This is a genomic window from Kineosporia rhizophila (assembly GCF_021277265.1).
Lineage (GTDB): Bacteria > Actinomycetota > Actinomycetes > Actinomycetales > Kineosporiaceae > Kineosporia > Kineosporia rhizophila.
In genome coordinates, this window is record NZ_JAJSOH010000001.1 from 128014 (window position 1) to 154688 (window position 26675).

Below are 26675 nucleotides of genomic sequence, written 5' to 3' on the forward strand. Positions count from 1 at the left end.
AGTTCCCCTCGACCCGCGCGGGCGCCCGGCCAACCGCCTGAACGGGTGAGCCGGGCGGGCTCAGAGCGCCTGGGGCCCGCGGCGGGAGATCCGGTTCATCGCCTCGACGAAGGCCTCGCCACGGTGCCGGTAGTCCCGGAACCGGCCGAAACTGGGCGCCGCCGGCGAAAGCAGGACCACGCCGTTGGGCCGGGCCCAGGCGTACCCCTCCTCCACCGCGTCGTCCAGCCCGGGCGTCTCCTTCACCGTGACCTGGGGTCCGCAGCCGGCCCGGTTCAGCTCGGCGGCGATCCGCGGGCCGTTGTCCGGGACGGTCAGCACCAGCACCTCGGTGTCGTGCCCGCGCAGACCCTCGGCGAGCGGCGCGTAGTCGATGCCGCGGTCCTGCCCACCGACGATCAGCGCCACCCGACGGCCCTCGAACGCCGCCACCGCGGCGAGCGTGGGCAGCACGTTGGTGGACAGGCCGTCGTCGACGAAGCTGACCTGGTCGATCATCCCGACCTGCTGCAGCCGGCTCTCCAGCCCGGCGAAACCGGCCGCCGCCCGGGTCAGCGCCTCGTCGTCGGCCGGCACGCCGAGCTTGCGCAGGAGCACCCGGGCGATCGCCGCGTTGCGCCGGTTGTGCACGCCCAGCAGCCCCAGCTCGTCGATCCAGGCCTGCCCGGCGTCGGCCTCGGTGACCCACTCGATCTGCGGCCCGAGAAGCCCGGCCCGCTCGCGGATCTCGGCACTGTCGCCGTTGGCCACGGTCCAGCGCGCGCCCGGCCGGCCGGCCACGCTCAGCTTGTCGCGGTAGTACGTCTCCAGGTCGCCCCCGTGCCAGGGCAGGTGGTCGGGGTTGAGCGAGGTCACGCCGACCACGTGCGGCGCGGTGAGGATGTCGGTGGCCTGGTAGCTGGACACCTCGATCACCCAGAAGTCCTGGTCCGGGCCGCCGACCGCCGGGTCCAGCGCCGGGTCGAAGGGCGGCACGCCGATGTTGCCGCCGACCAGCGTGCGGTGGCCCAGGCCCTTGAGCAGGTGCCCGGTGATCGCCGCGGTGGTGCTCTTGCCCTTGGTGCCGGTGATCAGCACGACCTTGTCCGGGTCGGCGCCCTGCACCCACAGCCCGAGCCCGCCGACCACGGCCACGCCCTGGTCGGCCAGGTCGGTGACGAGGTCCGAGTACCGGCTGATCCCGGGCGACTTGATGACGATCTCGCAGACGGCCAGCGCCTCGGCGCCGCCCTCGGCGGTGGCCAGGACCTTACGGCCCTCCACCTCGCCGGACGGCGGGTTGTCGTCGACCAGCAGCGGCTCGATGCCCCGGGCCTGGCAGGCCCGCAGCGAGGCCTCGCCCTCCCGGCCGAGGCCGTAGATGCCGATCCGGTGACCGTCCAGGTCGTCCCAGGAAAGCGGTTCGCTCACGGCTGTTCCCGCAGGATCTGGGGCCGGTAACGCTCGGGCACGAAGTGCCGGCTCATCGGCTTCTGGAGCTCCTCGGGCGACGGGTCGCGGTAGCCCGCGGCCGCCCGCACCAGCGTCTGCAGGATCTCGTCACCGGCCCGGTCGGGACGGGCCGCGGCCAGCCGGGCGGCCACCCGGCTCTCGCTCACGTCACCCACGCACTCCCAGGGCTTGGCGTCGGCCACGAACCCGAGCAGGCGCCGGAAGGTGTCGAGCAGCTCCGGGTTCTGCAGCGGCTCCTTGCCCGACTTGGCGAAGATCCGCTCCAGGTCGGCCTTGTCGACGAACGGGGCCAGCACCAGGTCGATGAAGGCGCACTTGTCGCACACCCCGCACCAGTGGTCGTAGCGCTTGGTCACGTCGATCAGGAAAGCCTTGTTGCAGCTGCGGAAGTGGTCGAAGTACTGCGGCTGCTCGGCGAAGCGGGCCGCGATCCAGACCTCGCTGAGCGCGCGCAGCAGGGAGAAGTACTGCAGGCCCTCGCCGAGCGCCTCGGCCAGCACGTCCCGGAAGCCGGCCTCGAAGGCCTCGCTCTTGGAGTACTGGTGGTTCACCGGGCGGCCGTTGTCGTAGAGCGTGGCGCTCGAGGCGGACCACTCGTTCGACAGCACCACCGCGTCCCGGCCCTCGAGCACCGCGGCCAGCACGGTGATCGCCGAGATGATGCCGGTGACCGGCACGTGCCCGTTCAGGAAGCCGAGCTCGCGCGAGCGCAGGATGGTCGGGTCGATCGAGCGCTCGGCCCGGACCACCGGCCAGCCGACCACGGCGGCCGGCTCCTCGATCGCGTCGAAACGGTCGCCCGGGCGGGTGACCACGAACAGCGCGGCGTCTGCGCCGTCCTGGAGGAGGGGACGGATCTGCTCGACGCTGACGATCGAGTCGACGCCACCACCGAAGGGCACCAGGGGGCTGTTCTGCCGGGGTGTGTACCCGGCGGTGCCGTTGCGCTCCAGCGGTTTGCTGACGAATTCCAGGCCTTGAAGGTCGATGCCGTTGCGGTAGGCGAACTCCCCCAGACCACCGAGGTAGAACTCCTTCAGGAAGGCCAGTTCGGTCTCGGTGAGCGCGGTTTCGCCGAGGTCGACGACCGGCGGGGCGCCCGCCTTGTAGTAGGAGACGCCGGTGAGCAGGAACAGGATGCGCGCCGCCTCCCGCACCGCGGGCGTGCTCCAGTCACCGCCGCCGGGGAAGCCCACGACCTCGCTGAACTCCAGCTCGTCGAGCCGGTAGCGGCAGACCACGCGGTTCGCCTCGGGCTCGAGGTCGAAGCCCAGATAGGTGAATCGCTCGGCGCGCTGCGGTTCCTTGCGCTCGTCGGCGCTCGCGGCGGGGGTTGCGGTCATCGGGAGTCCTCTTCGGGCTGGTTCGGGGTGGTGTTCGGGTGAGTCAGCTGGACCAGGACGGCGAACCGGCCGGTCGGCCCCTCGGAACGATGGCTGAAGAACGGGGTGCCCGGGCCGGTGTCCAGCCCGGCGAGCTCGATCGCCTCGGGACGCACACCGGCCTCGGTGAGCTGGATGGTGTTGGCCCGCCAGAGGTCGAACAGCCAGCGGCCGGTGCCGTCGGGGCGGACCACCTCGTCGGCGCGGGCGCCGAAGGCCTGCCGGGCCTGCTGCTCCACGTCGGCGCCGACCTGGTAGCGGTCGGGGGAGATCGAGGGGCCGATGCCGACCAGCAGGTCGGCCGGGTCGGAACCGCCTTCGGCCAGTCTGCGGACGGTCTCGCGGGTCACGCCGGCGACGGTGCCGGGCCAGCCCGCGTGCACCGCGGCGGCCACCCGGCGCACCGGGTCGAACAGCACCAGGGGAACGCAGTCGGCGACCATGATCACCAGGACCGGGCCGGGTTCGGTGGTGATCATCGCGTCGGCCTCGATGCCGGGACCGGCCGCGGTCAGCGCGGTCACCGTGGCGACGCCGCGACCGTGCACCTGCTTGGCGAAGACCAGCTGCTGCGGGCGCACCCCGAAAGCAGCCGCCGTCCGCTCGCGGTTGGTCTGCACCGCCTGCGGATCGTCCTGGACGTGCATACCCAGGTTGAGCGAGGCGTAACGCCCGGAACTCACGCCGCCCTCACGCGTGGTCACCGCCGCCCGCACACCGTGGCCAGCAAAGATCGACCACGTGAGCAGGGGGACGTCCGTCGTGGGTGCGGCAATCATGATGCCGCCACTCTACTGATGTCGCTGCCCGGCCCTTGGCCGGTGCGGCCTCCCGGGGACCGATCAGGCCTCGGGGTACTCCAGGCCGATCTGGTCGCGCACCTCGTCCAGGATGCCCATGATCGCGATCGTCTCGTCCAGCGGCATCACGCTGCTCTCCCGCTCACCGGCCCGGATCCGCTGCACCGCCTCGGCCACCTGGAACTTCATCCCCTTGGCCTTGCCCTCGACCAGGCCGGGCACCGGCGCGAAGGTCTCGGTGCGGCCGTCGGCCCGGGTCAGGGTGAGCGTGCTGGTCGAGGTGTACCACTGCCGGGACAGCTCGATCCGGCCCTCGGTGCCCGCCAGCCACGCCCCCATCGGGGTCGCCACCAGCGCGCTGCAGGTGATCAGCGCATGCGCGCCGTCCCCGTAGGTGAGAACGGCCGAGGTGGTGCCGTCGACCCCGGTGAAGGCCGGGGTGGCCGAGGCCCGCACCGTCTCGGGCTGGCCGAGCACCATCGAGGCGAACGAGAAGGGGTAGATGCCGAGGTCGAGCAGCGCCCCGCCGCCGAGCCCGAACGAGAACAGCCGGTGCTCGGAGTCCTGCTTGAAGCGCATGCCCTGGTCCACGCCCATCGCCAGGACCTGACCGATCGCCTCCTCGGCGAGCAGCTCACGCAGGCGCACCATGTGCGGCAGGAAGCGCGTCCACATCGCCTCCATGCAGAACACCCCGGCCTTGCGGGCGGCCTCGACCACCGTGCGGGCCTCGACCGCGTTCATCGTGAAGGGCTTCTCCACCAGCACGTGCTTGCCCGCGGCGATCGCCAGCAGGGCGTGCTCGGCGTGGAAGGGGTGCGGGCTGGCCACGTAGACCGCCTGCACCGCCGGGTCCTCGACCAGGGCCTGGTAGCTGCCGTGGTGGGCGGGCACCCCGTTGGCAGCGGCGAAGTCGGCGGCCTTCTCGGCCGTGCGCGACCCGACCGCGACCACCTCGGTACCTTCCAGCAGCGCGGTGTCCGCCGCGAAACGGGCGGCGATCCCCCCGGTACCGATGATCCCCCAGCGCAGCACTTCGGTCATGGACGAACACCATAGGGGTTGCACGGGGGGATGTCGGCCCGGGGCACACGGCTCAGTCGTGACAGCCGAGCCCCTGGGCGGCACCGGTGATGGGCTGCCGGTCGGCGACGGCCGCGGCATAGGAAAGAATCGCCTCGTCCCACCCGTCCTCCGGGTCCATCGACTTGAGGAAGCGCCAGTCGGTGGCGCTGCCCAACGCCTGGTCGACCTGCTTCATGGTGGCCTCGTCGCCCTTCTCCCGGGCGGCGGAGTACTGGTCCAGCCAGGCGCAGGTCACCTTGCCGGTCACCCGTGCGCCGAACACGTCGTACGAGGCGGTGAGGTTGCTGGTCAGCGTCGAACGGTCGAACCCGGCCGGCACCGGGACGTCCTGCAGAACCCGCTCGGCCGCCGCCTTGCTGCGGTAGGGCACGACCACCGACTCCGGTTGCGCGGCGTACCACTCGCCCGGCTCGACCTGCTCGAGGCCGCCGAGCCACTTCTGGAAGACAGCGGGATCGGCCGAGCCGGAACCCCGGATCTTGAGGTACGTGCGCCCGAGCCGGGCCAGCACCTCGTACTCCTTCTGTCCGGTCCGGAACAGCTCGGCCTCGCTCCCGAGCAGGGTGGCGACCTGAGGCTGACCGTATTCCTCGATGCGCTTCTGCCTGTCGTTCTGGTACTCGTCGTCCGAGGACCAGAAGAGCTGTATCTCGGCCTTGCCCTTCAGGTATTCCAGTTCACCGTAAACTCCTTCCCCCCAGTCCTCTTCACTGATGTGGTCGATCTCCCACCCCGGGGCGTCGACCACGATCCACGGGTTGGTCGTCCGCTTCAAGAACGAAGGATCCACGGTGGGCGTGGGCACCGGCGCTTCGGAGGCCGCCGGGGTGGTCACCACCGGTTCCTCTTGATCGCGTTCGAAAGCCATTGCCGGAATGACGATCGCGGCCACCACGGCAGCCGCCGCAGCCACCCCTACGAGCGGGCGACTTACGGCAGCTCTCCACCGCCGAGCCTGCGAACGCTCGGGCAGCGGAACGGGCCGGACCGGCTGGTCGTCAAAGCTGTTCCGAGGTAACTCGTTCATGATTTCCTCCAGGAGCTCCTGCCCGGCCCCACGGAGTCGGTCTTCCAGCCTCGGACCCCCGTCGAACTCGATCTGCCCGAGCAGCCGGTCGATCTCGTGGTCGTTCATACTGTCCCCTCCTTAGGCACGGGCACTGCGCGGACACCTGGTTCATGTCGCCCGCCCCCAGGATCGTGACCCGGATACCTGCTCTCACTCAGCCGGACCCGCATCCGCGAGCGGGCACGAGTCAGCCGGGCCCGCACCACGTCCGACGAGACCCCCAGCGCCACGGCGATCTCACGGGGTGCCAACTGTTCCCACACCGTCAGCTCCAGCACCTCGCGGTCGCGGGCATCCAGCCCGGCCAGTACCGCGCGCACGGCCCCCTCGTCGACCAGGTCCGAGGTCGGGTCGTAGTGGGTCAGGTGCTCGCGCAGCTCCACCCGCAACCGCTCGCCTAATTGCGCCCGGCGCTGCTGACCCCGGCCGTGGTTGGCCAGCACGTTCCGCGCCACCCCGTACAGCCACAGCCGCGCCTCCACGCCCGGGGGCAGCTCGTCGTAGCGGCGCCAGGCGACCAGGAAGATGTCGGCCACGAGATCGGCCGCGTCGTCCGGATCCCGCACCCGGCGCAGCGCGTACCTCAGGATCGCCCCGAAGTTGTCCGAGTAGAGGCGTCGGAAAGCCTCGCCGGCGCCGGTCCCGCCGGCAGTCGTGTTCCCCACGTCTGGTTCGTTTCCGGCCACCGCCCCATCGTGACGGTGGCCGGAGAGGAATTTCCTGAAGTCAGTAGTCGCAGCCGATTCCTGCCCGGTAGTCGCCGACGGCCTCGCGCTTCGACATCTTCTGCAGGTAGGGCTCGGCCCCGATCAGCTCGGCCGAACCCATCTGGTGGGTCGCCGGCCAGGCCGCAGACCCGGCCAGCGCATCCTCGGCCTCGGCCATACCGGCTTCGTCCTTCTCGGCCCGGGCCTGCGCGTAGCTGCCGATCCAGGCGCAGGTCACCTGCCGGACGACCTGGAACTCGACGTGGTACCTGGTGTTGCTCCGGTCGGAGACGAAGATCGACGGGTCGAAGCCGGCCGGGAGCGGAACCCCGTCCAGCAGTTGCGCCGAGACGGCCGCACTCTCGTCCGGGGTGACGACGGAGTCCGGCATCGCTGCGAACCACTCCTGAGCTGGCGCCTGCCGCAGGTGACCGATCAGCTTGTCGAAAGCCTGACGCTCGCCGGTCCGGCTGCGCACGCTCAGGAAGAGGTCACCGCGCTCGGCCCGGATCTCGAACTCCCCTCGGCCCAGACCCGAGAGCAGCGCCTTCTGGCCGAGGAAGGTGACCTGCTCGGGCTCGGGGTCGTCCGGGTCACCCTCGTACCAGCTCTCGTCGGCCTCGACGGGCATCCAGACGACTTCCAGCAGCTTGCCGGTCGTCGACTGCCGGAAGATCATCTCCCCCTCCTCCTCGGTACTTTCAGTGACCCGGTCGACAACCCACCCTTGGGCATCGAGCAGGAGGAACGGATTACTGGTCGACGCCGGTTCGGGCGCGGCGGACACCGGTGGCGCAGCGGGAGTCACGCTCTCCCCCTCGCGGAACACCACCGTGGGCACCGCCACGGCCGCAACAACGGCTGCGGCAACACCCAACGTGGCCAGGCCACGACGCCCCTTCGTCCTCTGACGTCGCGGGTGAGGAAGCAGGACCACGTCGTTGTCCTTGCGATCGACCTGCGGATCCACGGACACGATCTCCTCCAGAAGTTCCTGCCCGGCCTCGGAGAGAGCACCGCGAGGAACATCGGTGGGCTGAGCCAGCCCGATCAGACGGTCCATCTCGGAGTCGTTCACGCCTTCCCCTCCTTCGGCGCGGGAATGATGCGGACGAGGTGCCCATGTCCGCCCCCTCCAGGATCGTTACCGTTCTGCCCAAGCTGTTTTCGCATCCGGGCCCGCGCCCGGCTGAGCCGGGTACGCACCACCTCGGGCGCAAGCCCCAGTGCCACTGCGATTTCCGCCGGCGTCAGCTGTTCCCACACAGTCATTTCCAGCACCTCGCGGTCGTTGGGCGACAGGCCGGTCATCGCCTCTCGCACCGCCCGTACGCCCAGGACCTCGTCGCTCGGGTCGGCCTCGATCGAAAAAGCGCGGTGCTCCCGGCGCAGCCTCTCCCCCAGGCGCAACCGGCGCCGCTCGCCCCGCCCGTGGTTGGACAGCACCAACCGGGCCACGCCGTACAGCCACAGACGCGCGTCGTCGCCCGGCGGCATCTCGCTGCGGCGGCGCCAGGCGACCAGGAAGGTCTCCGCCACCACGTCCGACGCGTCGTCGGGTCGTTGGACCCGACGACGCGCGTAGTTCAGGATCGCGGTGAAGTTGTCGGCGTAGAGACGGCGGAAGTCGTCTTCAGAGGGGTTCCCCACGCCCGCTCCCTGTCCGGCCACCGCCTCAGCGTGACAGGGGCCGGACAGGAAATCCTCAGGATCAGTCGCAGGCGAATTCGCTGATGAAGGCGTCGAGGCCGCCGTCCTGGGCGGACCTCTCCTCGAGAGCTTCCAGATGGCCGGTCATGTTCTCCTCGCCGAGCGTCTCCGGGTCGTCCTTCTCCATCTGGCGCATCTTGCGCATCACCGGCCAGGTGTCGCCATCGGCGATCGCCTCGGTGACCTGGTGCTCCCGCTGCTCGTCACCGGCGCTGCGCGCGTCCCGGAGCTCCAGGGCCCAGCCGCAGTACACGGCCGCGGTCACTTCCGAGGCGAATGGGAAGTATCCACGGGCGTAGGGGACGGAGAAGTCACCAGGCTCGACCCCGGGCGGGGTGTCCACCTGGGTCAGCATCTTCGTGGCGACCTCGGTCGCAGTGCCAGGCCGGACTGTGTCTTCCGGCAACGCCTGCGTCCATTCGTCCTCGCCGGCCGGACGCAGCCGGGTGAGCGCGTCCTCGAAGTCCTGGCGGCTCACCCCGGAGGCATAGAACTGCAGGTAGACCTTCGATCCCTCGGGCAACAGCATGGCCACGAAGTTGCCGTCCTCACGGCGGAACACCGTGGCCTCTCCGCCCAGCAACTGCAGGGCGCTGAGCTCCGACTCGTGGTCGTAGCTCTCTCGCTGGGCCTCGAACAGGTCGCCGTAGCCGTCTGCGGCCCCCCAATGCACAGTCAGCCAGCCTTTCTCCGAGTTGGAGAAGTCCTGGAAACCCTCCAGCTCGCTCTGCCCCAGAGACTGCGGCTGCCACTTCGGGTCATCCATGACCAGGAACGGATTCCCCGCTGCGTTCACCGAGGCGGCAGCCGGCACCACCACGCCCTCTCCGGCCTGACGGTCGAACACGGTCATCGGCAGGGCAACCGCGAGCACGACTGCCGCCGCAGCCGTCGCCGCCAGCCACCACCGGGTCGGGCTCCGGCGCCGTGTGTTCAGCGGCACCACCTCGACGGCTTCGATCTCAGTTTCTGGACAGACTTTTTCGGTTTCGGACACGATCCCCTCCAGGAGGTCTCGCCCGGCCTCACGAAGCATGGGGGCCACGTCCGGCACCTTGGCCGCCGACGCCGGCTGCGCCTGGCGCAGCAACTGGTCGAGTTCGTGGTCGTTCATGCCTTCCCCTCCTTCGGCTCGAGCATCGTCGGGACACCTCTCACATGTCCGGACCGTGCCATTCTGTGATCCGAAAAAGCCTGCCCAGAAGTATTTTCCAGAAGCAGGCGCATCCGGTTGCGGGCCCGCGACAGGCGCGCCCGCACCACCTGGGACGAAAGCCCAAGGGCCACGGCGATCTCCCGCGGCGCCAGCTGCTCCCACACCGCCAGCTCCAGCACCTCGCGGTCGGCCGGTTCCAGCTGGGCCATCACCTCACGCACCGCCCGCACCTCCACCAGATCACCGGTGGGATCGTGGGTGATCAGGTGCTCGCGCAGTTCCAGGCGCAGCCGCTCACTCAGCTGATGCCGGCGCTGCTCTCCGCGGCTGTGATTGGCCAGGGTCAGCCGGGCCACTCCGAAGAGCCAGAGCCGGGCCTCGTCTCCCGGTGGCATCTCGGCCCGGCGCCGCCAGGCGACCAGGAAGATGTCGGCCACCAGGTCCGCCGCGTCGTCCAGACCGCTGACCCGGCGTAGGGCGTACGAGAGCATCGCCGGGAAGTTGTCGGCGTACAGGCGACGGAAGCTGTCGTCGGCAGAGGTCCCCACAAAACCGTTCATGTCCGGCCGCCGTCGTTCTGTGACAGCGACCGGACATGCGATTCACAGGTCGAACGGCAACCAGTCAGGTGGCTGGGTGGGTCGGATCCGGGGCCAGTGTCGGGGCACCCTGATGATGGTTTGGCCAAGTCGTACGATCCGTAACGCCGGATACTTGAGTTCTTACGGATCGTCCGACCCTGAACAAAGTGCATCAGTCCTTCCGGGGCAGCGGCCGTCTGCTGTCCCGTGGATCTGGCTGGGCGACGACGGTGACGACGGCCGCGACGCAGACCACCCAGCCAGCCAGCTGGAGATCTTCGTCAGGCCGAGAACTTCCAGTCCGTGACGGTCAGGTAGCGCTCACCGGGCCGCAGCACGATCGAGGGGAACTCCTCGTGGTTCGGCGCGTCGGGGAAGTTCTGGGTCTCGATGCACAGCCCCGCTCCCGGCCCGTAGACCACGCCGCCCTTGCCCACGTCGGAGCGGTCGAGCTGGCTGCCGGTGTAGATCTGCACGGCCGGCTCGCTGGTGGTCACGGTGAGGGTGCGGCCGCTGGCCGTGTGCTTCAGCTCGGCGCAGAAGTGCTGGGCGGGCAGGCCGTCCTCGGCCGAGCCGACGGTGTGGCCGTGACCGTGGCCGTGTCCCGCCTCGGCCTCGGCCTCGGCCGGCTCCTCCTCGTCGAGGACCAGGTTGTGGTCGAGGTTGAGGAAGTCCAGTTCCTGAGCCGTGCGCAGGTCCATCGGGGTGCCGACCACGTGGGCGATCTCGCCGGAGGGCAGCAGTTCCTGGTTGACCGGGGTGTAGTGGCCGGAGGCCACCCGCAGGGTGTGGCCGTCGGTCGAGCCGGTGCCCGCGCCGGCCAGGTTGAAGTAGGCGTGCTGGGTCAGGTTGACCACGGTCGGCGCGCTGGTGGTGGCGTCGTAGCGGATCCGGAACGTGCCCCCGGGCAGCAGCAGGTAGTCGACCACCACGGTCAGCTCGCCGGGGTAGCCCTGGTCACCGTCCGGGCTGGTCAGGCTCAGGCGCAGGCCGCCCGGGATCTGCTCGGCGGCCCAGATCCGCTTGTTGAAGCCCTCCACCCCGCCGTGCAGCGAGTTGGCCCCCTCGTTGGCGCTGACCTGGTACTCGGTGCCGTCGAGGGTGAACTTCGAGCCGGTGAGGCGGTTGGCCACCCGGCCGATCAGGGCGCTGATGAACGCCTTGGTGTTCTCGTAACCGGCCACCTCGTCGAACCCGAGGACCACGTCCACCCGGCCCTCGCCCGAACCCGCAGGCACCTCCAGCGCCTGGATGTTGCCGCCGAGCGTCAGCACGCTCACCCGCAGCGTCCCGTCGTCCAGGATCCACCGCTCCACCGGCTCGCCGGTGGAGGTGACCCCGAACGGGCTGCGTTCGTAAACGATGCCGCCGGAGGCGTCGGACTGGTCTGCGGAGATGTCTGTTGAGGTCACGGCGCCAACTCTAGATCCAACCCGACTGGGGACGCTGGTGAGCCCGGATTGCGCGCAAAGAGGCCCACCAGCGTCCCAAGTTCGGTTTTCTAGTCGACCGCGTCCACCGGCTGGGCGAACTGGGCCGCGTACAGCCGCGCATAGGCGCCCTGCTGTTCGATCAGCTCCTTGTGCGAGCCCTGCTCGACGATCCGGCCCGACTCCATCACCAGGATCACGTCCGCGTCGCGGATGGTGGAGAGCCGGTGCGCGATCACGAAGCTGGTGCGGCCCTTGCGCAGCGAGCCCATCGCCTGCTGGATCAGCACCTCGGTGCGGGTGTCGACCGAGCTGGTGGCCTCGTCGAGGATCAGGATCTGCGGCCGCGCCAGGAACGCCCGGGCAATGGTGATCAGCTGCCGCTCGCCTGCGCTGACGTCGCTGCCCTCGTCGTCCAGCACCGTGTCGTAGCCGTTCGGCAGGGTGCGCACGAACGTGTCCACGTGGGTGGCCCGGGCGGCCGCCACGATGTCCTCGCGCGAGGCCGCGTCGGCCCCGTAGGCGATGTTGTCCGCGATCGTGCCGCCGAACAGCCAGGCGTCCTGCAGCACCATCCCGAACTGCTCACGCAGCTCGTCGCGGGTCATCCCGGCGGTGTCCGCGCCGTCCAGCCGGATCTGCCCGCTGTTCAGCTCGTAGAACCGCATCAGCAGGTTGACCAGGGTGGTCTTGCCCGCGCCGGTGGGCCCGACGATGGCCACCGTCTGGCCCGGCTCGACCCGCAGCGAGAGGTTGTCGATCAGCGGCCGGTCCTCGGTGTAGCGGAAGCTGACGTCGTCGAACTCGACCAGCCCGCTGACCTTCTCGGGGTGCACCGGGGTGACCGGGTCGGGCTCCTGCTCCCGGGCGTCGAGCAGGGCGAAGATCCGCTCGGCCGAGGCGATCGCCGACTGCAGCAGGTTGGCCATGCTGGCCACCTGGGCCAGCGGCTGGCCGAACTGGCGGCTGTAGGTGATGAACGCGGTGACCTCACCGACGCTCAGGTGCCCGTTCGCCACCCGGATCCCGCCGACCACGGCCACCAGCACGTAGTTCAGGTTGCCGATGAACATCATCGAGGGCTGGATCAGGCCGGAGATGAACTGGGCCCGGAAGCCGGCCTCGGCCAGTTCGTCGTTGTGCTGGTCGAAGGTGCGCCGGGCCTCTTCCTGCCGGCCGAACACGGTGACCAGCTGGTGCCCGGTGTACATCTCCTCGATGTGCCCGTTGAGCCGGCCGGTGCTGCCCCACTGCTTCACGAACTGCGGTTGCGCCCGCTTGCCGATCAGCCCGGTGACGGCGATCGACAACGGCACCGTGACCAGCGCGATCAGGGCCAGCAGGGGCGAGATCCAGAACATCATGGCGAGCACGCCGACGATGGTCAGCAGCGAGGTGACCAGCTGGCTGAAGGTCTGCTGCATCGACTGCTGCAGGTTGTCCACGTCGTTGGTGACCCGGCTGAGCACCTCGCCGCGCGGCTGGCGGTCGAAGTAGCTCAGCGGCAGCCGGGCCAGCTTGGCCTGGGTCTGCTCCCGCAGCCCGAAGACCGCGCGCTGCACCAGCGCGGCCACCAGCCGGCCCTGCACCAGGGCCAGCCCGAACGCCGCCAGGTAGACGGCCAGCACCTGGTAGAGCAGGTTGCGGACGCGGTCGAAGTCGATGCCGGCCGCCGGGTCGATCACCCCGTCGAAGATCACGTCGGTGGCGTCGCCGAGCAGCTTGGGGCCGATCACGCTGCAGACCACCGAGCCCAGGCCGAGCAGCATCGCCCCGATCAGCAGATTGCGCTGCGGGCGCAGCATGCCGAACAGGCGCTTGGCCGAACCGGTGAAGTTGAGCGCCTTCTCGGTGGGTGGGCCGGCCATGTGCGCACCCGGGCCACCGCCGGGCCGGGGCCCGACCGGGCCCGGGCCGCGGGCCGGAACCTTTTCTTCCGAGCCGGTTTCCGTGGTCATGCCACCGCCTCCTGCTCGGTCAGCTGGGAAAGGACGATCTCGCGGTAGGTCTCGTTGCCGGCCATCAGCTCGCGGTGCCGGCCGGTGCCGACCACCCGCCCGGCGTCGAGCACGATGATCTGGTCGGCGTTGCGGATCGTGCTGACCCGCTGGGCCACGATCACCACGGTGGCGTCGCGGGTCTCGGCCGTCAGAGCGGCCCGCAGCGCAGCGTCGGTGGCGTAGTCGAGGGCCGAGAACGAGTCGTCGAACAGGTAGATCTCGGGTCGCCGGACCAGGGCCCGGGCGATCGACAGACGCTGGCGCTGGCCCCCGGAGACGTTCGTACCCCCTTGGGCGATCGGGGTTTCCAGGCCCTCGGGCATGGCCCGCACGAACTCGGCGGCCTGGGCGATCTCCAGGGCGTGCCAGAGTTCCTCGTCGGTGGCCTCGGGCCGGCCGTAGCGCAGGTTGCTGGCCACCGTGCCGGTGAACAGGTAGGGCTTCTGCGGCACCAGGGCCACCGCCTCGGCCAGGCGGGCCGGGGCGAGCTCACGCACACTCACCCCGTCGACCAGCACTTCGCCCTCGGTCGCGTCGAACAGGCGAGGTACCAGGTTGAGCAGCGTGGTCTTGCCGCTGCCGGTACTGCCGATGATCGCGGTGGTCTGTCCCGGCAGGGCGCTCAGGTCGAGGTTCTCCACCACCGGACGCTCGGCGCCGGGATAGCGGAAACTCACGTCGCGCAGCTCCAGACGCCCGTGCAGGGCGCCGGTCTCGCGCGGCTGCACCGGCGGGACCACGCTGGTGTCGGTACCCAGCACCTCCTCGATCCGCTCGGCCGAGACCTCGGCGCGCGGCACCATCATGAACATGAAGGTCGCCATCATCACCGCCACCAGGATCTGCATCAGGTAGCTGAGGAACGCGGTGAGCTCACCGACCTCGAGCTGACCGTCGGCGATCCGGTGCCCGCCCCACCAGAGCACAGCCACGCTGGAGAGGTTCAGCACCAGCATCACGGTGGGGAACATCAGGGCGAGCAGGCGCCCGATCGCCAGCGAGACGTCGAACAGGTCGGTGTTGGCCCGTTCGAAGCGCTGCCGCTCGCGCTCGTCGCGGACGAAGGCGCGGATCACCCGGATCCCGGCGATCTGCTCGCGCAGCACCTGGTTGATCCGGTCCAGCCGCTCCTGGGTGAGCCGGAACAGCGGGCGCATCCGGACGATGATCAGGGTGACCGCCACGCCGAGGGCGGGCACCGCGACGGCCACGGTGCCGGACAGCGGCACGTCCAGGCGCAGCGCCAGGATGATGCCGCCGATGCACATGATCGGCGCCGAGACCATGAAGGTCAGCGTCATCAGGACCAGCATCTGGACCTGCTGCACGTCGTTCGTGGTGCGGGTGATCAGCGACGGGGTGCCGAACTGGCCGACCTCACGGGCGGAGAACGACTGCACCCGGCCGAACAGCGCGGCCCGGACGTCGCGACCCAGGCCGGCCGCGGTACGGGCGCCGAAGTACACGGCCGCGGCCAGGGCGGCGATCTGGACCAGGCTGATGCCGAGCATGGCCAGGCCGATCCGGAGGATGTAGCCGGTGTCGCCGCTGACCACGCCGCGGTCGATGATGTCGGCGTTCAGCGTGGGCAGGTAGAGGGTGGCCACGGTCTGGACGAGCTGGAAGAGCACGACCCAGCCGATGGCTGCGGAATATGGGCGCAGACGTGCGCGAAGCAATTGGACGAGCACGCGGACACAGTACTCCGCCAAAAGCATTCCAGCGCATGAATTAAATTGTCAAGAGCCACGGGCAGATACCGGCCCGCAACCGCGCCCGGCGTCGGTAAAATAGAAGGGGAACGAACGACCCGCGGCGCTTTCTGCGGGCATGAAGAAGGGGCGTGCGCGGGCACGCCCCTTCTTCGTGGTTCGGTGACCTGGCTCAGGCCCGGCCGGCCTCGCGTTCGTTGATCGCCGAGATGACCAGCTCGCACACCTCGCGCACGGCGCCGTAGCCACCGGACTTGGTCAGCGTGAGCCGGGCCAGGGCCATCACGTCGGAGTGGGCGTTGGCCACCGCGATCGGCCAGCCGACCATGCGCAGGCAGCCCAGGTCGTTCACGTCGTTGCCGACGTAGGCCACCCGCTCCGGGTCGAGCCCCTCGGCGGCCAGCCACTCCTTCAGTGCCTGGGCCTTGTCGGACTGCCCGTGGATGACCGGGATCTGCAGCTTGCGGCCGCGGGCGGCGACCACCGGGTTGACCTCGGTGGACAGGATCAGCATCTTCAGGCCGGCCTGACGGGCCAGCTTGATGCCCATCCCGTCCTCCCGGCTGACCCGCACGCTCTCGGTGCCGTCCTGCAGGACGATCGAGGAGTCGTCGGTGTGCACGCCGTCGAAGTCCATCACCAGGGCGTCGACGTCGATCACCGGCAGGCCGTCGATGCGCTCCTGCTCCTCCAGCACGGCCGCGCGCAGCCGGGCGATGTGCAGGTCGTCCGGGGTGTCGATCTCCATCGCGTGGTCGTCGTTCACCCGCTGGGCCACCAGCGTGCCGAAGAACCGCCGGCCGTGACGCCGCAGGCCGTCGGTGCGCATCGCGTAAAACGCACCGGTCTCACGGAATTCGGTGTCACGGTCCTGCCTGCGGGGCCGGAAGCTGGCGTCGTGGTTGATCCCGATCAGGCCGTCCGGGCCGTACTTCCAGAGGAAGGCGTGGCTCTCGACCGCGGAGAAGGCGCAGTCGGCCTCCCCGGCCAGCACCCGCCCGACCGCGGCGTCCAGGTCGGCCGGGTTCATGAACGGGCTGGTGCACTGCACCAGGACGGTGACCTCGGGGGCCGGGCCGTCGCCCTGGATCTCGTTGATCGCGTGCAGCACAGCCGATTCCGAGGAGGCGGTGTTGCCGGAGATGGCGGCCGGGCGGACCACCACGTGGGCCCCGGCGCGGCGGGCCTCCTCCTGGATACCGGCATGGTCGGTGCTGACGTAGACCTCGTCGATCAGCTGCGACTGACGGCAGGCGGTGACCGCCCGCATCAGCAGGCTGCGGCCACCGACCGGCTCGAGGTTCTTGAGGGGGACGCCCTGCGACCCGCCACGGGCGGGGATGACGGCGACGACTCGGGGGCGGGTCTGGGCAGGTGGTGCGTCACTCACGAGGGTCCTCGGGACTAGCTCGAAACAGGGGCCAGCAGCTTGACCAGGAACATCAGGCACCATGGCCGGGCCCCGGCAGGGCCTACCCAGCAGAATACCGTCCGGGCGGAGTGCTCAGGACTGCTCAGCTCGATGAATGTTGCGCGATCTCAAGGAAATCCGCGTCGCCGTCGGGCACCAGGACCTGGCGGGCGGCGTCCGGCACGTCGGGCATCCACCACTCCTGCGGCACCGCGAACTCGCGGATGTCGGCCTGCGGGGCGATCAGCCGCAGGGTGGAGACGGCCGTGCTGGGAAGTGACACGACGCGGTGGCGTTCGCCCATCCCGCGCAGGCTGACCTCGACCGGGACGTGGCCCCGGACCACGTCGATCCCGGGATAGTTGGTCAGCGGGCTCAGCGTGGAGGCGTTCTCCCGGCGGTGCGCCCGGTAGACCACCGGGCCCTTGTCGGCCAGGCCGCGGATCCAGGCCAGGTAGGGCTGGGCCTTGATCAGCCGGTTGGCCACCATCGAGGTGCCCAGCACCACGGTGCGGTCGGGGTCGGTGCGGTCCTGCTCCGTCTCGGGCAGGGAGCGCAGCCAGGTGAAGTCGTTGCGCTCGACCGGCAGGCCCACCTGGGCGGCGGCCCGCAGCACGTCGGCGGGCAGTTCGAGGGCGGTGATCACGCGCAGCCGCTGCTGGCCGATCATCCGGCGCAGCCGCATCTTGGCCATCCGGGCCAGGACGGTGCGGTGGGCGGTCTGCTTCACGTGCGGGCGGACCAGCGGGACCTCGTCCTTCAGCAGGGCGTTCATCACCCGCCGGGTGGCCCGGCCGTCGTCCAGCAGCACCAGGTTGCGGGGTGGGGCCTGCACCAGCAGACGGTGCACGGCCCCGGAGAATGCGTCGCCGACGGCGAGGTCCTCGCCGCCGCGACGCGGCGCCCCGGAGGGAAGTTTGATGGTCACACCGTCCGGCAGTCCCAGACGGGTGACCTCGGCGACCGCCGTCACCAGAGGCTCGACGCCCTTCCGCGGAAGGACGACGAGCCGGCCACCGAGCCGGCCCGAGGCGTGCGCCTCCAGAGCTCCCAGGAGCTGGAAGGGCGACTCAACCCAGGCCTGCACGGTGGTTGATCCGGCGACGTCGGTCACGGGGATGACTAGCCGACGCGGCGCAGACGCGCCTTGGGCTTGAGCTCACCCTCGAAGACGCGCTTGACGCCGTCGCCCAGGGCCTCCTCGATGATCCGGATGTCGCGGACCAGGTGACGCAGGCCTTCGGGCTCCAGCGAGGCGGAGTGGTCCGAGCCCCACATGGTGCGGTCGAGGGTGATGTGCCGCTCGACGGTGACCGCGCCCAGGGCCACGGCCGCCAGGCTGATCTGCAGGCCGCGCTCGTGGCCGGAGTAGCCGACCGGCACGCCGTAACGCTCGCGCAGCGTGTTGATCGTGCGCAGGTTGGCCTCGTGCGCCGGCATCGGGTAGGTGCTCGTCGCGTGCATCATCACGAGCTTCTCGGTGCCCAGGGTCTCGACCGCCTTGTCGATCTCCTCCAGCGTCGACATGCCGGTGGAGAGGATGACCGGCTTGCCGGTGTTCTTCATCGCGGTGAGCAGCTCGATGTCGGTGACCGACGCCGAGGCGACCTTGAACGTGACCACGTCGAACTTGGCGGCCAGGAACTCCACCGAGGGCACGTCCCACGGCGAGGCGAACCAGTGCATGCCCAGCTTGGAGCAGTAGTTGTCGATCTCCGTGTACTGCTCCTCCTCGAACTCCACGCGGTAGCGGTAGTCGAGGTAGCTCATCGTGCCCCAGGGGGTCTCCCGCTGGACGTCACGCATGTCCTTCGGGGTGGAGATCTCGGGGGTGCGCTTCTGGAACTTCACAGCGTCGCATCCGGCCTCGTGGGCGATGTCGATCAGCTGCTTGGCGATCGCCACGTCACCGTTGTGGTTGAGACCGATCTCGGCGATGACGTACACCGGCTGGTCGGGTCCGACCAGCTTGCCGCCGATCTCGACCGGCGCGATCGTCTTGGTGGGTCCAGCAGTCATTGTTGCTCCTTCAAGCCTGAGGGCCCTCTAGTCTCCGGGCCGGAATTAGCCCCGGAGTGATCCCAAGTGTGTGGGACACCGGCAGGATTCGGGCAGCCCCTCGTCGGCCACGATCCCGGAGAGCGAGAGTTTAGGTTACGGATGCCGTCAAGGGCCCGTGTGAACAACCGGCATCCAGATGTCGACACTTCAGGAACTTCGTGCCGATGTACTTGCCAGCGACTGTGAGGACTGCTTCACCCTCTGTCGCATTCTGACCCGGGCGCGCACGATCGCGCTGCCCGCCGGGGTCAGCCGTAGGCGGTCAAGCCGACGGCGCTTCGCCGACCGGCCCTTGTTCAGGCCGGAGGCGATGGTGGGCAGACGGCCCTCACGGGCCTGCGCCACCAGCTCGTCGAGCATACCGATCCAGTCGTTGTCGCTGCGCGGGTGGAAGTAATTGTCGGCCAGCCACCAGGTTTCGGGATGACGGAAGTCACCCTGCTCGAGCTGGTCCAGTCCACCCATCACGCCACTACCGACGAACACCTGGTTGATCAGGTTCTCGGAGACGCCGAACTCGTCGATCAGAAGCACCGGAATGTCCAACGCCATCGCTTCGAGTACGGCCGTGGAACTCACCGTGACCAGGGCCACCGCGTCGGCCAGCTGCTCGGCCATCGACCCGGCCGCGAAGGTGAGGGCCTCGGGCGAGTGCACCTCGCCGGACGCCACCAGCTCCTCCCAGAGGGCCTGGTAGTGGTGCGGCTCGTGGTGCGTGTGGAACTCGCCGATCCCGCCGCGGGTCTTGACCACGACCTCCAGGTCGGGCCGGTTGGCGGCCAGACGGGCCAGGCTCTGCAGGATCAGGATCCGGTCCTTCTTGACCCGCGGCACCTTCCCCTGAGTGGCGAAGAGCACACGATTGCGGTGCGGCTTGGCCACCGAGTTCAGCGGCTCGACGCTGGTGTCGCCCTCCAGCGCCTCGGCCGGGGTGTGCTCGAAAGCCTGCTGCTGCCCGGCGTTCTGCCCACCGGTCAGCTCCTGGGCGGGCAGGATGTCGGCCGGGCGGGCCAGGAACGGGATGGTGGCCAGGCCGAGCCGGCCCTTCATGTCCATCTGCCGGCGGACCTGGTCGTACTCCTCCGCCTCGCGGTGGCTGTGCACGATCCACAGGTCGACGGCACCGCGGTAGCCCCAGGCCCGCCGCCGGGCCGGGATGGCGATGCCGGGGATGCCGGTGATCAGCACCGGCCGGTGGCTGGCCCGGCTCAGCGCCTCGGAGTAGGCGTGCACGCTCGGGCCGGTCAGGGCCAGCAGCACAGCGTCCGGCCGGTCGCGCTCGACCCGCTTGAGCAGCTGACCGGGCGAGAGCACCTCAGGGTCATGACCCGCGTACGCAGTGCCACTGAGCGCTGCAATGCGTTGCGAGGCCGACGGTCTGGCCGGGGAGCAGGCGACGACGACCTCGGTCTTCGTCCCGGCCGGCAGTTGCCCGAAGAGACTGACGGCCCACTTCAGGAAGGAGTCAGATTCCGCGACAGCGATCACATGATGGGGCACCAGCGGAGTGTAAGGTTTTTGGCCGTCCCCTTGTGCACGCACGAGAGGATGCACAGGGGAATGCAAAGTTCCCCGGACCCGACCGAGCGGAGGCTTCACGTGGTGACCGAGCAGTTGCGCCGGCTGGGTAGACGCCGAGGTCAAGTGCAGGAACAGCCCCCTGCGGAGATCCCCCCCGCCGACGCCAAGCTGCTCGAGCAGGCCAAGTCCCGTCAGCGCCTGGAGCAGAACTTCGAGGCGTTCCCGCCCCGGACCGAGCGCATCGGCCAGCACATCAAGACCATGCTGGGTAAATCCGGGGTGAAGGGTGGGCGAATTCTCGAGATCGGTGGGCGCGCCAACCCCTACAAGGACTGGTTCCCCGGTTTCGAGTACAACGCCCTCGACCTGGAGATCTCCGAGCCCGGGGTGATCCAGGGCGACATCACCAACTGCCCCGAGATCGAGTCCGAGAGCTTCGACGCGATCATCAGCGTCGACGTCTTCGAGCACATCCGGGAGCCGTGGCTGGCCGGGCCGGAGATCACCCGGCTGCTGAAGCCGGGCGGCTTCACCTACCACTCCACCCTGTTCAGCTGGCGCTACCACCCCTGCCCGGTCGACTACTGGCGCTACACCCCCGAGGCGCTGTCGTTCATCTTCCAGGACCTGCGGGTGATGCAGGCCCAGTTCGACACCGTGGAGCGGCGGCGCAACCTGGTCGGCAAGGGCAAGCACAAGCTCGAGCCGGACGCGTTCGGCGGCTGGCGGGAGAACTGGCGGGTCTTCTACGCCGGGGTCAAGAACGACCCGAACGCCCCCAAGGGCGTCGGCGCGCTGACCGCGCAGCAGCAGGCCGAGGCCGACCAGAAGGCGCTGCGCGACAACCCGTACGGCAAGCCCACCGAAGAGCAGTAGAAGCAGAGCACCAGCAGAGCCCGGGCCCGGCGGCCCGGGCTCTGTCATGCCCGGGCTCTGTCATGCCGGGACTCTGTCGTGTCACGTCTGCTCCTACCCGGGTCTGACGCCGAATGGGGAGCAGATCAGCCGCGGGTCTGACGTGCGGCCGGGCCGCCGAACGTACGGTGGCCGGGTGAGTCAGGCGAGCGAGGACATCCCCCGGGTGGAGGCCACCTACCAGTGGCTGCGCCTGCACCCCTTCGAGGTGGACAGTGCCGCCGCAGCCCTGGCCGCGCTGGCGATGCTGTTCATCGCCCTCGTGGGCGGGCCGGTCACGATCTCCTGGCTGCCCACCATCGTGATGGTCGGCGCCCTGGCCTGGCGCCGCCGACGTCCGCTGCGCTCGGCGCTGGCCGTGGCGGCGGCCGGGTTCGTCGTGATGCTCAGTGCCGAGTCCATGTACCTGCTGGTCGCCACGCTCGCGGTGTTCTGCTCGCTGTACGCGGTGACCGCCTACGGCCCCCGCTGGGCCGGCTGGACCGGCGCCGTGATCGCCTGGCTGGCCGGCGGCGTGACGATGAGCTTCCAGGGCATCATCTCCGGCGGCGCCGACACCCCGTTCGCGCTCACCTTCACCGCCACCGTGCTGTTCGGGATCTGGGCGCTGGGCCGGATGCGCCGGCTGCGGCTGCGGGACGAGGCCCGGCTGGAGGAACGGGCCCGGCTGCTGGAGTCCGAGGCCGAGCAGCAGGCCCAGCTGGCCGCTACGGCCGAGCGGGCCCGGATCGCCCGGGAGATGCACGACGTCGTAGCGCACTCACTGTCGGTGACGATTTCGCAGGCCGACGGTGGCCGATATGCCGCACAGCACAACCCCGAGGCGGCTATCACCGCACTTGAGACCATTTCCGCCACCGGCCGGCAGGCTCTGGCCGACATGCGGGCCCTGCTCGGAGTGCTGCGCGACGACAGTACCCAGCAGCTCACCCCGCAACCGGACACCGAGGCGATCAAGGATCTGGTCGACCAGGTCCGTGGCAGCGGGCTGACCGTGACCCTGGAGGTGCTCGGCGAGCCGGTGGTGCTCCCGGCCGGGCCCGGGCTGGCCGCCTACCGCATCGTTCAGGAGTCGCTGACCAACGTGCTCAAGCACGCCGGGCCTAGCGCCGAGGCCCGGGTCCGCCTGATGTGGCTCAGCGAGGCGCTGGAGATCCGGGTCGAGGACGACGGCCGGGGCGCGGCCGCCACCCCGGCCACCCCTGGCAGTCAGGGGCTGATCGGGATGCGCGAAAGGGCGACGTTGTACGGCGGGCAGCTGGAGGCCGGGCCTCGGCAGGGCGGTGGGTTCGGAGTCCGGGCGTATCTGCCCTACCGTCAGAACCCGTGAGCGAACCCACAGACAACCCGGCCACCCCGATCCGGGTCGCGCTGGTGGACGACCAGCAACTGGTCCGGGCCGGCTTCCGGATGGTGATCGACTCCCAGCCGGACCTGTCCGTGCTGGTCGAGGCGGCCAACGGGGAAGAGGCGGTGACCCGGCTGAGCGGCACCGCGGTGGACGTGGTGCTGATGGACGTCCGGATGCCGAAGATGGACGGGATCGAGGCCACCCGCCGGATCGTCGCACTGCCGCAGGCTCCCAAGGTGGTCGTGCTGACCACGTTCGACCTGGACGAGTACGTGATGTCGGCGATCGGCGCCGGGGCCAGCGGCTTCCTGCTCAAGGACGCCCCGCCCGAGGAGATGCTGGCCGCGGTGCGCACGGTGTTCGCCGGCGACGCGGTGATCGGCGCCAGTTCCACCCGCCGGCTGCTGCACCACATCGGCCCGATGCTGGCCAACGGCACCGCCGAGTCGGTGCTGGGCGCCCCGGTGCTGGACCCGGGCACCCCGCCGCCCGCAAACGTCCCCAAGGGCTTCTCGGTCGCCTCGGGTGTGCCGAACCCGGCCGAGGCCCTGGCCCAGGCGCCCTCCCCCGGCCCGGACAACCCGATGCCCCGGGTGCTGGCCGACCTCACCCCGCGCGAGTACGAGGTGTTCGTGCTGATGGCCAACGGCCTGAGCAACGCCGAGATTGCCTCGCACTTCGTGGTTTCCGAGGCCACGGTGAAGACCCACGTGGGCCGGGTGCTGACCAAGACGGCGGCCCGCGACCGGGTGCAGATCGTGGTGCTCGCCTACCAGCTGGGCATCGTGCGGCCCTAGGCGGTGCGTAATCCCCCGGGACTACGGCCGCGACCGGGGTCATCCCACGGGCTGACGCCCGGCGGCCGACCCGGATCATCCCGCGGCGCGATGTGCCCGGGACCCCCTGGTCAATAGCTTCTTCCTCAGAGACGAATGTCCTTTCCTGAGGAGGAGAACCGATGTCCTGGACCTCGGCCCAGCAGACCCAGCCGGGTCACGCCGGTGAGTACGGCCGGCCCCAGACCCGCGAGACCGCCGTCCGGGCGCTCGGTGTGCAGAAGGTCTACGGCCGCGGCGAGAACCAGGTCGCGGCCCTGCGCGGGGTGGACGTGAGCTTCGAGAAGGGCGCGTTCACGGCGATCATGGGCCCCTCCGGCTCCGGCAAGTCGACCCTGATGCACGTCCTGGCCGGCCTGGACACCGTCTCGGCCGGGAAGGTCTTCCTCGGCGACACAGAACTCACCAGCCTGAACGACGCCAAGCTGACCCGGCTGCGGCGCGACCGGATCGGCTTCGTGTTCCAGGCCTTCAACCTGATCCCGGCGCTGAACGCCAAGGCCAACATCGAACTGCCGCTCACGCTGGCCCGGCGCTCGCCCGACCAGCAGTGGTACGACGACATCGTCCAGCGCCTGGGGCTCACCCAGCGGCTCACCCACCGCCCCAGCGAACTGTCCGGCGGCCAGCAGCAGCGGGTGGCCATCGCCCGGGCCCTGCTCCCCCGCCCCGACGTGGTTTTCGCCGACGAGCCCACCGGCAACCTCGACTCCACGGCCGGTGCCGAGGTGCTGAGCATGCTGCGGGCCAGTGTGCGCGAGACCGGGCAGACCGTGGTGATGGTGACCCACGACCCGGTCGCCGCCTCCTACGCCGACCGCGTGGTGCTGCTGGCCGACGGCGCGATCGCCGGCGAGCTGTTCTCCCCGACCACCGACAGCGTGCTCGACGCGCTGCGTCACCTGGGAGGCTGACCGATGCTCGCGCTCAGCCTGGCGCAGCTGCGCACCCAGGCCCACCGCCTGATCGCGACCGCTCTGGCGATCATCATCGCGGTCGGTTTCGTGGTGGCCACCCTGGTGCTCAACTCCACCTTCCGCAACACCGTCTTCGGCGCCCTCACCAGCCAGTACCGGACCACCGACGGGGTGGTCGCGTTCGACTGGAACACCGGCGGCGAGCTGCCCACCGAACAGCAGTGGACGAAGTTCGGCGAGCAGATCTCGCAGCTGCCCGAGGTGGCCGCCGTGGCCGTCGACCACACCGCCTACGTGAACACCCGTGAGGTGGGCGCCGACGGCTACCGCTACGCCCAGGTGCAGTCCCTGGCCGAGGGCGAACTGCGCTGGCAGAAGCTGGAGTCCGGCACCTGGCCGCAGGGGCCGGGCCAGGTCGTCGCCGCCCCCAGCGGCGATCTGGAGGTCGGCACCCGGATCGAGATGCAGATCCAGGCCGCCTTCGACAACGAGGGCAACGAGACCGCCCCGGCCCGTTCCGTCGAGGCCACCGTGGTCGGCCTGACCGACCGCGCCTCCGGTATCAGCGCCATGGGCGGCGGGCAGTTCTGGACCACTCCGGAGCAGGCCGCCGACTGGAACGCCACCGAGGTCGACGCGATCCGGGTGGCCGCGGCCTCCGGGGTCGACCCGGCCGACCTGGTCGAGAAGGTCCGTACCGAGCTGGACGGCTCCAAGGCCGGTCAGACGCTGACCGTGCGCACCGGCGACGAGGAGTCCGAGGAGGCGGCCAACAACCTGGCCAGCGGAAGCACCGAACTGACCGCCGTGCTGCTGGTTTTCGGCGCCATCGCGGTGTTCGTCTGTGCCCTGGTGATCGCCAACACCTTCGCCGTGCTGCTGGCCCAGCGGGTGCGTGAACTGGCCCTGCTGCGGGCGATCGGCGCGGCCGGCAAGCAGTTGCGCCGGGGTGTGCTGGTGGAGTCGTTCGTGATCGGTGTGGCCGCCTCGGCGCTCGGCGTGGCCGTGGGCATCGGCCTGGCCGCCGCAGTCTCGGCGATCGCCGCCGGCTACGACCTGACGATCCCGCTGAGCGGGGTCTCGATCGGGGTGACGCCGATCCTGATCGGCATGGCGATCGGCACGGTGGTGACCATGCTGGCCGCCTTCAACCCGGCCCGCAAAGCCACCCGGGTGGCGCCCCTGGCCGCGATGCGCCCGATGGACGAGGAACCGATCACCACCCGGGCCGGCCTGTTCCGCCGGATCGCCGGGCTGATCCTGGCCGTGCCCGGGGTGGGCATCGCCTACTACGGCGGCAAGGAGAACGACATCCTGATCGCCGCGGGCGGCGGGATGGTCACCTTCCTGGCCGTCCTCCTGCTGGCCCGCTGGCTGGTCCCGATCGCCGTCGCGGCGGTGGGCCGGGTGGTCGGCCCGGCCGGCCAGGTGCCCGGAAAGCTGGCTGCGCTCAACGCCACCCGTAACCCGCAGCGCACCGCGGCCACCGCCACCGCGCTGATCATCGGGGTCACCCTGACCACCATGATGGTGGTCGGCGCGGCCACCACCCGGGCCTCGGCCTCGGCCGCGATCGACGACAGCTTCCCCACCGACGTGGTGGTCTACGTCGGCTCCAGCGAGAACGCCCCGACCACGCTGGCCGGCACCATCGCCGGGGTCGAGAACGTGGCCGCCGCGATGCCGGTCGAGGGCGCCTCGCTGCAGATCGGCACCATGAAGGAGAGCTGGGCCCAGGTCGTCGACCCGGCCAAGGCCGCCACCGTGGTGCGCTCCGACGACCAGGGCCTGGTGCCCCAGGCCGGCACGATCGTGCTGCCGGAGTACTACGAGAGCGAGGCCGGGGCCGCCGACGGCAAGCCGCTGGTCCTCAAGGCCAAGGGCAAGAGCATCGAGCTCACCGCCCACGTGGTGCCCGACACCGAGATCAACAGCCCGCGGGTGGCCTCTGCCGACATCGCCCGGCTGGGCGTGAGCACGCAGCTCAGCGAGGTCTGGGCGAAGCTGGCCGACGACCTGGACAACGACGAGCGCAACGACACCCTCGACGCGGTGGCCAGCGCCGCGGCCGACGTGGACCCGGACAGCGGCCTGAGCGGCTCGGCCAACGAGCGGGCGGCGTTCGACCAGCTGCTGGACATCCTGCTGCTGATCGTCCTGGGCCTGCTGGCGGTGGCCGTGGTGATCGCGATCATCGGGGTGGGCAACACGATGGCCCTGTCGGTGCTGGAGCGCCGTAAGGAGTCCGGGGTGCTGCGGGCCCTGGGCCTGACCCGCGGGCAGCTGCGCTGGATGCTGCTGTGGGAGGCGATGCTGATCGCCGGTGTGGCCGCCGCCATCGGCATCGTGATCGGCTCGACCTACGGCGTGCTGGCGGTGAAGGCGGTGCTGGGCAGCCAGGGCACGGTCCACATCGACATCCCGGTGCTGCAGGTGCTGGCCATCCTGGTGGCCGCGACCGTGGCCGGGGCGGTGGCCTCGGTCCTGCCCTCGCGGCGGGCGGCGAAGATCTCGCCGGTGGCCGCGATCGCCTCGGCCTGACCCCAGGGCAACCACACGAACAGGGGACGTCGGTGCG

The 26675-nt window shown here is 70.1% G+C and carries 22 protein-coding genes; 5 read left to right on the plus strand and 17 right to left on the minus strand.

Features of this window, described 5'->3' with window-relative positions; genetic code table 11:
• Nucleotides 1-60: 60 nt before the first annotated feature.
• From murD to LWF15_RS00640, 17 genes are all read right to left on the minus strand, one after another.
• Nucleotides 61-1410: a UDP-N-acetylmuramoyl-L-alanine--D-glutamate ligase gene (gene murD / locus LWF15_RS00560; RefSeq protein WP_232808310.1), complete on the minus strand. Its 1350-nt coding sequence runs from the start codon at nt 1408-1410 to the stop codon at nt 61-63.
• Nucleotides 1407-2795, minus strand: a complete 1389-nt coding sequence (locus LWF15_RS00565; protein ID WP_232808311.1) for a hypothetical protein — start codon at nt 2793-2795, stop codon at nt 1407-1409. Before LWF15_RS00565 ends, murD begins: the two co-directional genes overlap by 4 nt.
• The gene (pgeF, locus tag LWF15_RS00570) at nt 2792-3613 is read right to left on the minus strand and encodes a peptidoglycan editing factor PgeF (protein ID WP_232808312.1); all 822 of its coding nucleotides are present in this window, start codon (nt 3611-3613) and stop codon (nt 2792-2794) included. Before pgeF ends, LWF15_RS00565 begins: the two co-directional genes overlap by 4 nt.
• Nucleotides 3614-3676: 63 nt before the next feature.
• The gene (locus LWF15_RS00575; RefSeq protein ID WP_232808313.1) at nt 3677-4678 is read right to left on the minus strand and encodes a Gfo/Idh/MocA family protein; all 1002 of its coding nucleotides are present in this window, start codon (nt 4676-4678) and stop codon (nt 3677-3679) included.
• A 52-nt stretch (nt 4679-4730) separates the two neighbouring features.
• Nucleotides 4731-5855 (minus strand): hypothetical protein, encoded by a 1125-nt coding sequence (locus LWF15_RS00580; RefSeq protein ID WP_232808314.1) that lies wholly within the window; start codon nt 5853-5855, stop codon nt 4731-4733.
• Nucleotides 5852-6454, minus strand: coding sequence for an RNA polymerase sigma factor (locus tag LWF15_RS00585; RefSeq protein ID WP_232808315.1), 603 nt, complete (start codon nt 6452-6454; stop codon nt 5852-5854). The genes LWF15_RS00580 and LWF15_RS00585 overlap by 4 nt, the downstream gene beginning before the upstream one ends.
• A 61-nt stretch (nt 6455-6515) precedes the next feature.
• Entirely contained in the window at nt 6516-7574 is a 1059-nt protein-coding gene (locus LWF15_RS00590; protein ID WP_232808316.1) for a hypothetical protein, read from the minus strand.
• Complete coding sequence (locus tag LWF15_RS00595) at nt 7571-8146, minus strand: RNA polymerase sigma factor (protein ID WP_232808317.1); 576 nt, start codon at nt 8144-8146, stop codon at nt 7571-7573. Before LWF15_RS00595 ends, LWF15_RS00590 begins: the two co-directional genes overlap by 4 nt.
• A gap of 61 nt (nt 8147-8207) precedes the next feature.
• Complete coding sequence (locus LWF15_RS00600; RefSeq protein WP_232808318.1) at nt 8208-9320, minus strand: hypothetical protein; 1113 nt, start codon at nt 9318-9320, stop codon at nt 8208-8210.
• Nucleotides 9317-9922 (minus strand): RNA polymerase sigma factor, encoded by a 606-nt coding sequence (locus LWF15_RS00605; protein WP_232808319.1) that lies wholly within the window; start codon nt 9920-9922, stop codon nt 9317-9319. The genes LWF15_RS00600 and LWF15_RS00605 overlap by 4 nt, the downstream gene beginning before the upstream one ends.
• A gap of 302 nt (nt 9923-10224) precedes the next feature.
• Nucleotides 10225-11355, minus strand: a complete 1131-nt coding sequence (locus LWF15_RS00610; protein ID WP_232808320.1) for an aldose epimerase family protein — start codon at nt 11353-11355, stop codon at nt 10225-10227.
• An 89-nt stretch (nt 11356-11444) separates the two neighbouring features.
• A complete protein-coding gene (locus LWF15_RS00615) occupies nt 11445-13331 on the minus strand; it encodes an ABC transporter ATP-binding protein (RefSeq protein WP_269809399.1) in 1887 nt (628 codons plus the stop codon).
• Nucleotides 13328-15064, minus strand: a complete 1737-nt coding sequence (locus LWF15_RS00620) for an ABC transporter ATP-binding protein (RefSeq protein ID WP_408622288.1) — start codon at nt 15062-15064, stop codon at nt 13328-13330. The genes LWF15_RS00615 and LWF15_RS00620 overlap by 4 nt, the downstream gene beginning before the upstream one ends.
• A gap of 193 nt (nt 15065-15257) precedes the next feature.
• The gene (locus LWF15_RS00625) at nt 15258-16475 is read right to left on the minus strand and encodes an acylneuraminate cytidylyltransferase (protein WP_232808322.1); all 1218 of its coding nucleotides are present in this window, start codon (nt 16473-16475) and stop codon (nt 15258-15260) included.
• Between the two features lie 124 nt (nt 16476-16599).
• Nucleotides 16600-17610, minus strand: coding sequence for a hypothetical protein (locus LWF15_RS00630; protein WP_232808323.1), 1011 nt, complete (start codon nt 17608-17610; stop codon nt 16600-16602).
• A gap of 8 nt (nt 17611-17618) precedes the next feature.
• A complete protein-coding gene (locus tag LWF15_RS00635; RefSeq protein WP_232808324.1) occupies nt 17619-18515 on the minus strand; it encodes an N-acetylneuraminate synthase family protein in 897 nt (298 codons plus the stop codon).
• Between the two features lie 189 nt (nt 18516-18704).
• On the minus strand, nt 18705-20057 hold the full coding sequence (locus tag LWF15_RS00640; protein ID WP_232808325.1) for a DUF6716 putative glycosyltransferase: 1353 nt from the start codon (nt 20055-20057) through the stop codon (nt 18705-18707).
• 60 nt (nt 20058-20117) lie between these two features.
• Between LWF15_RS00640 and LWF15_RS00645 the strand changes: the two genes are divergently transcribed.
• From LWF15_RS00645 to LWF15_RS00665, 5 genes are all read left to right on the plus strand, one after another.
• Nucleotides 20118-20954 carry a class I SAM-dependent methyltransferase gene (locus tag LWF15_RS00645; RefSeq protein WP_232808326.1) on the plus strand — a complete coding sequence of 279 codons (837 nt, stop codon included), beginning with the start codon at nt 20118-20120 and terminating at the stop codon, nt 20952-20954.
• Between the two features lie 175 nt (nt 20955-21129).
• The gene (locus LWF15_RS37200) at nt 21130-22323 is read left to right on the plus strand and encodes a sensor histidine kinase (RefSeq protein ID WP_232808327.1); all 1194 of its coding nucleotides are present in this window, start codon (nt 21130-21132) and stop codon (nt 22321-22323) included.
• Complete coding sequence (locus tag LWF15_RS00655) at nt 22320-23141, plus strand: response regulator transcription factor (RefSeq protein ID WP_232808328.1); 822 nt, start codon at nt 22320-22322, stop codon at nt 23139-23141. The genes LWF15_RS37200 and LWF15_RS00655 overlap by 4 nt, the downstream gene beginning before the upstream one ends.
• Nucleotides 23142-23302: 161 nt before the next feature.
• Nucleotides 23303-24094: an ABC transporter ATP-binding protein gene (locus LWF15_RS00660; RefSeq protein WP_232808329.1), complete on the plus strand. Its 792-nt coding sequence runs from the start codon at nt 23303-23305 to the stop codon at nt 24092-24094.
• A 3-nt stretch (nt 24095-24097) separates the two neighbouring features.
• Entirely contained in the window at nt 24098-26638 is a 2541-nt protein-coding gene (locus LWF15_RS00665) for an FtsX-like permease family protein (RefSeq protein WP_232808330.1), read from the plus strand.
• The last annotated feature ends 37 nt before the right edge of the window (nt 26639-26675 follow it).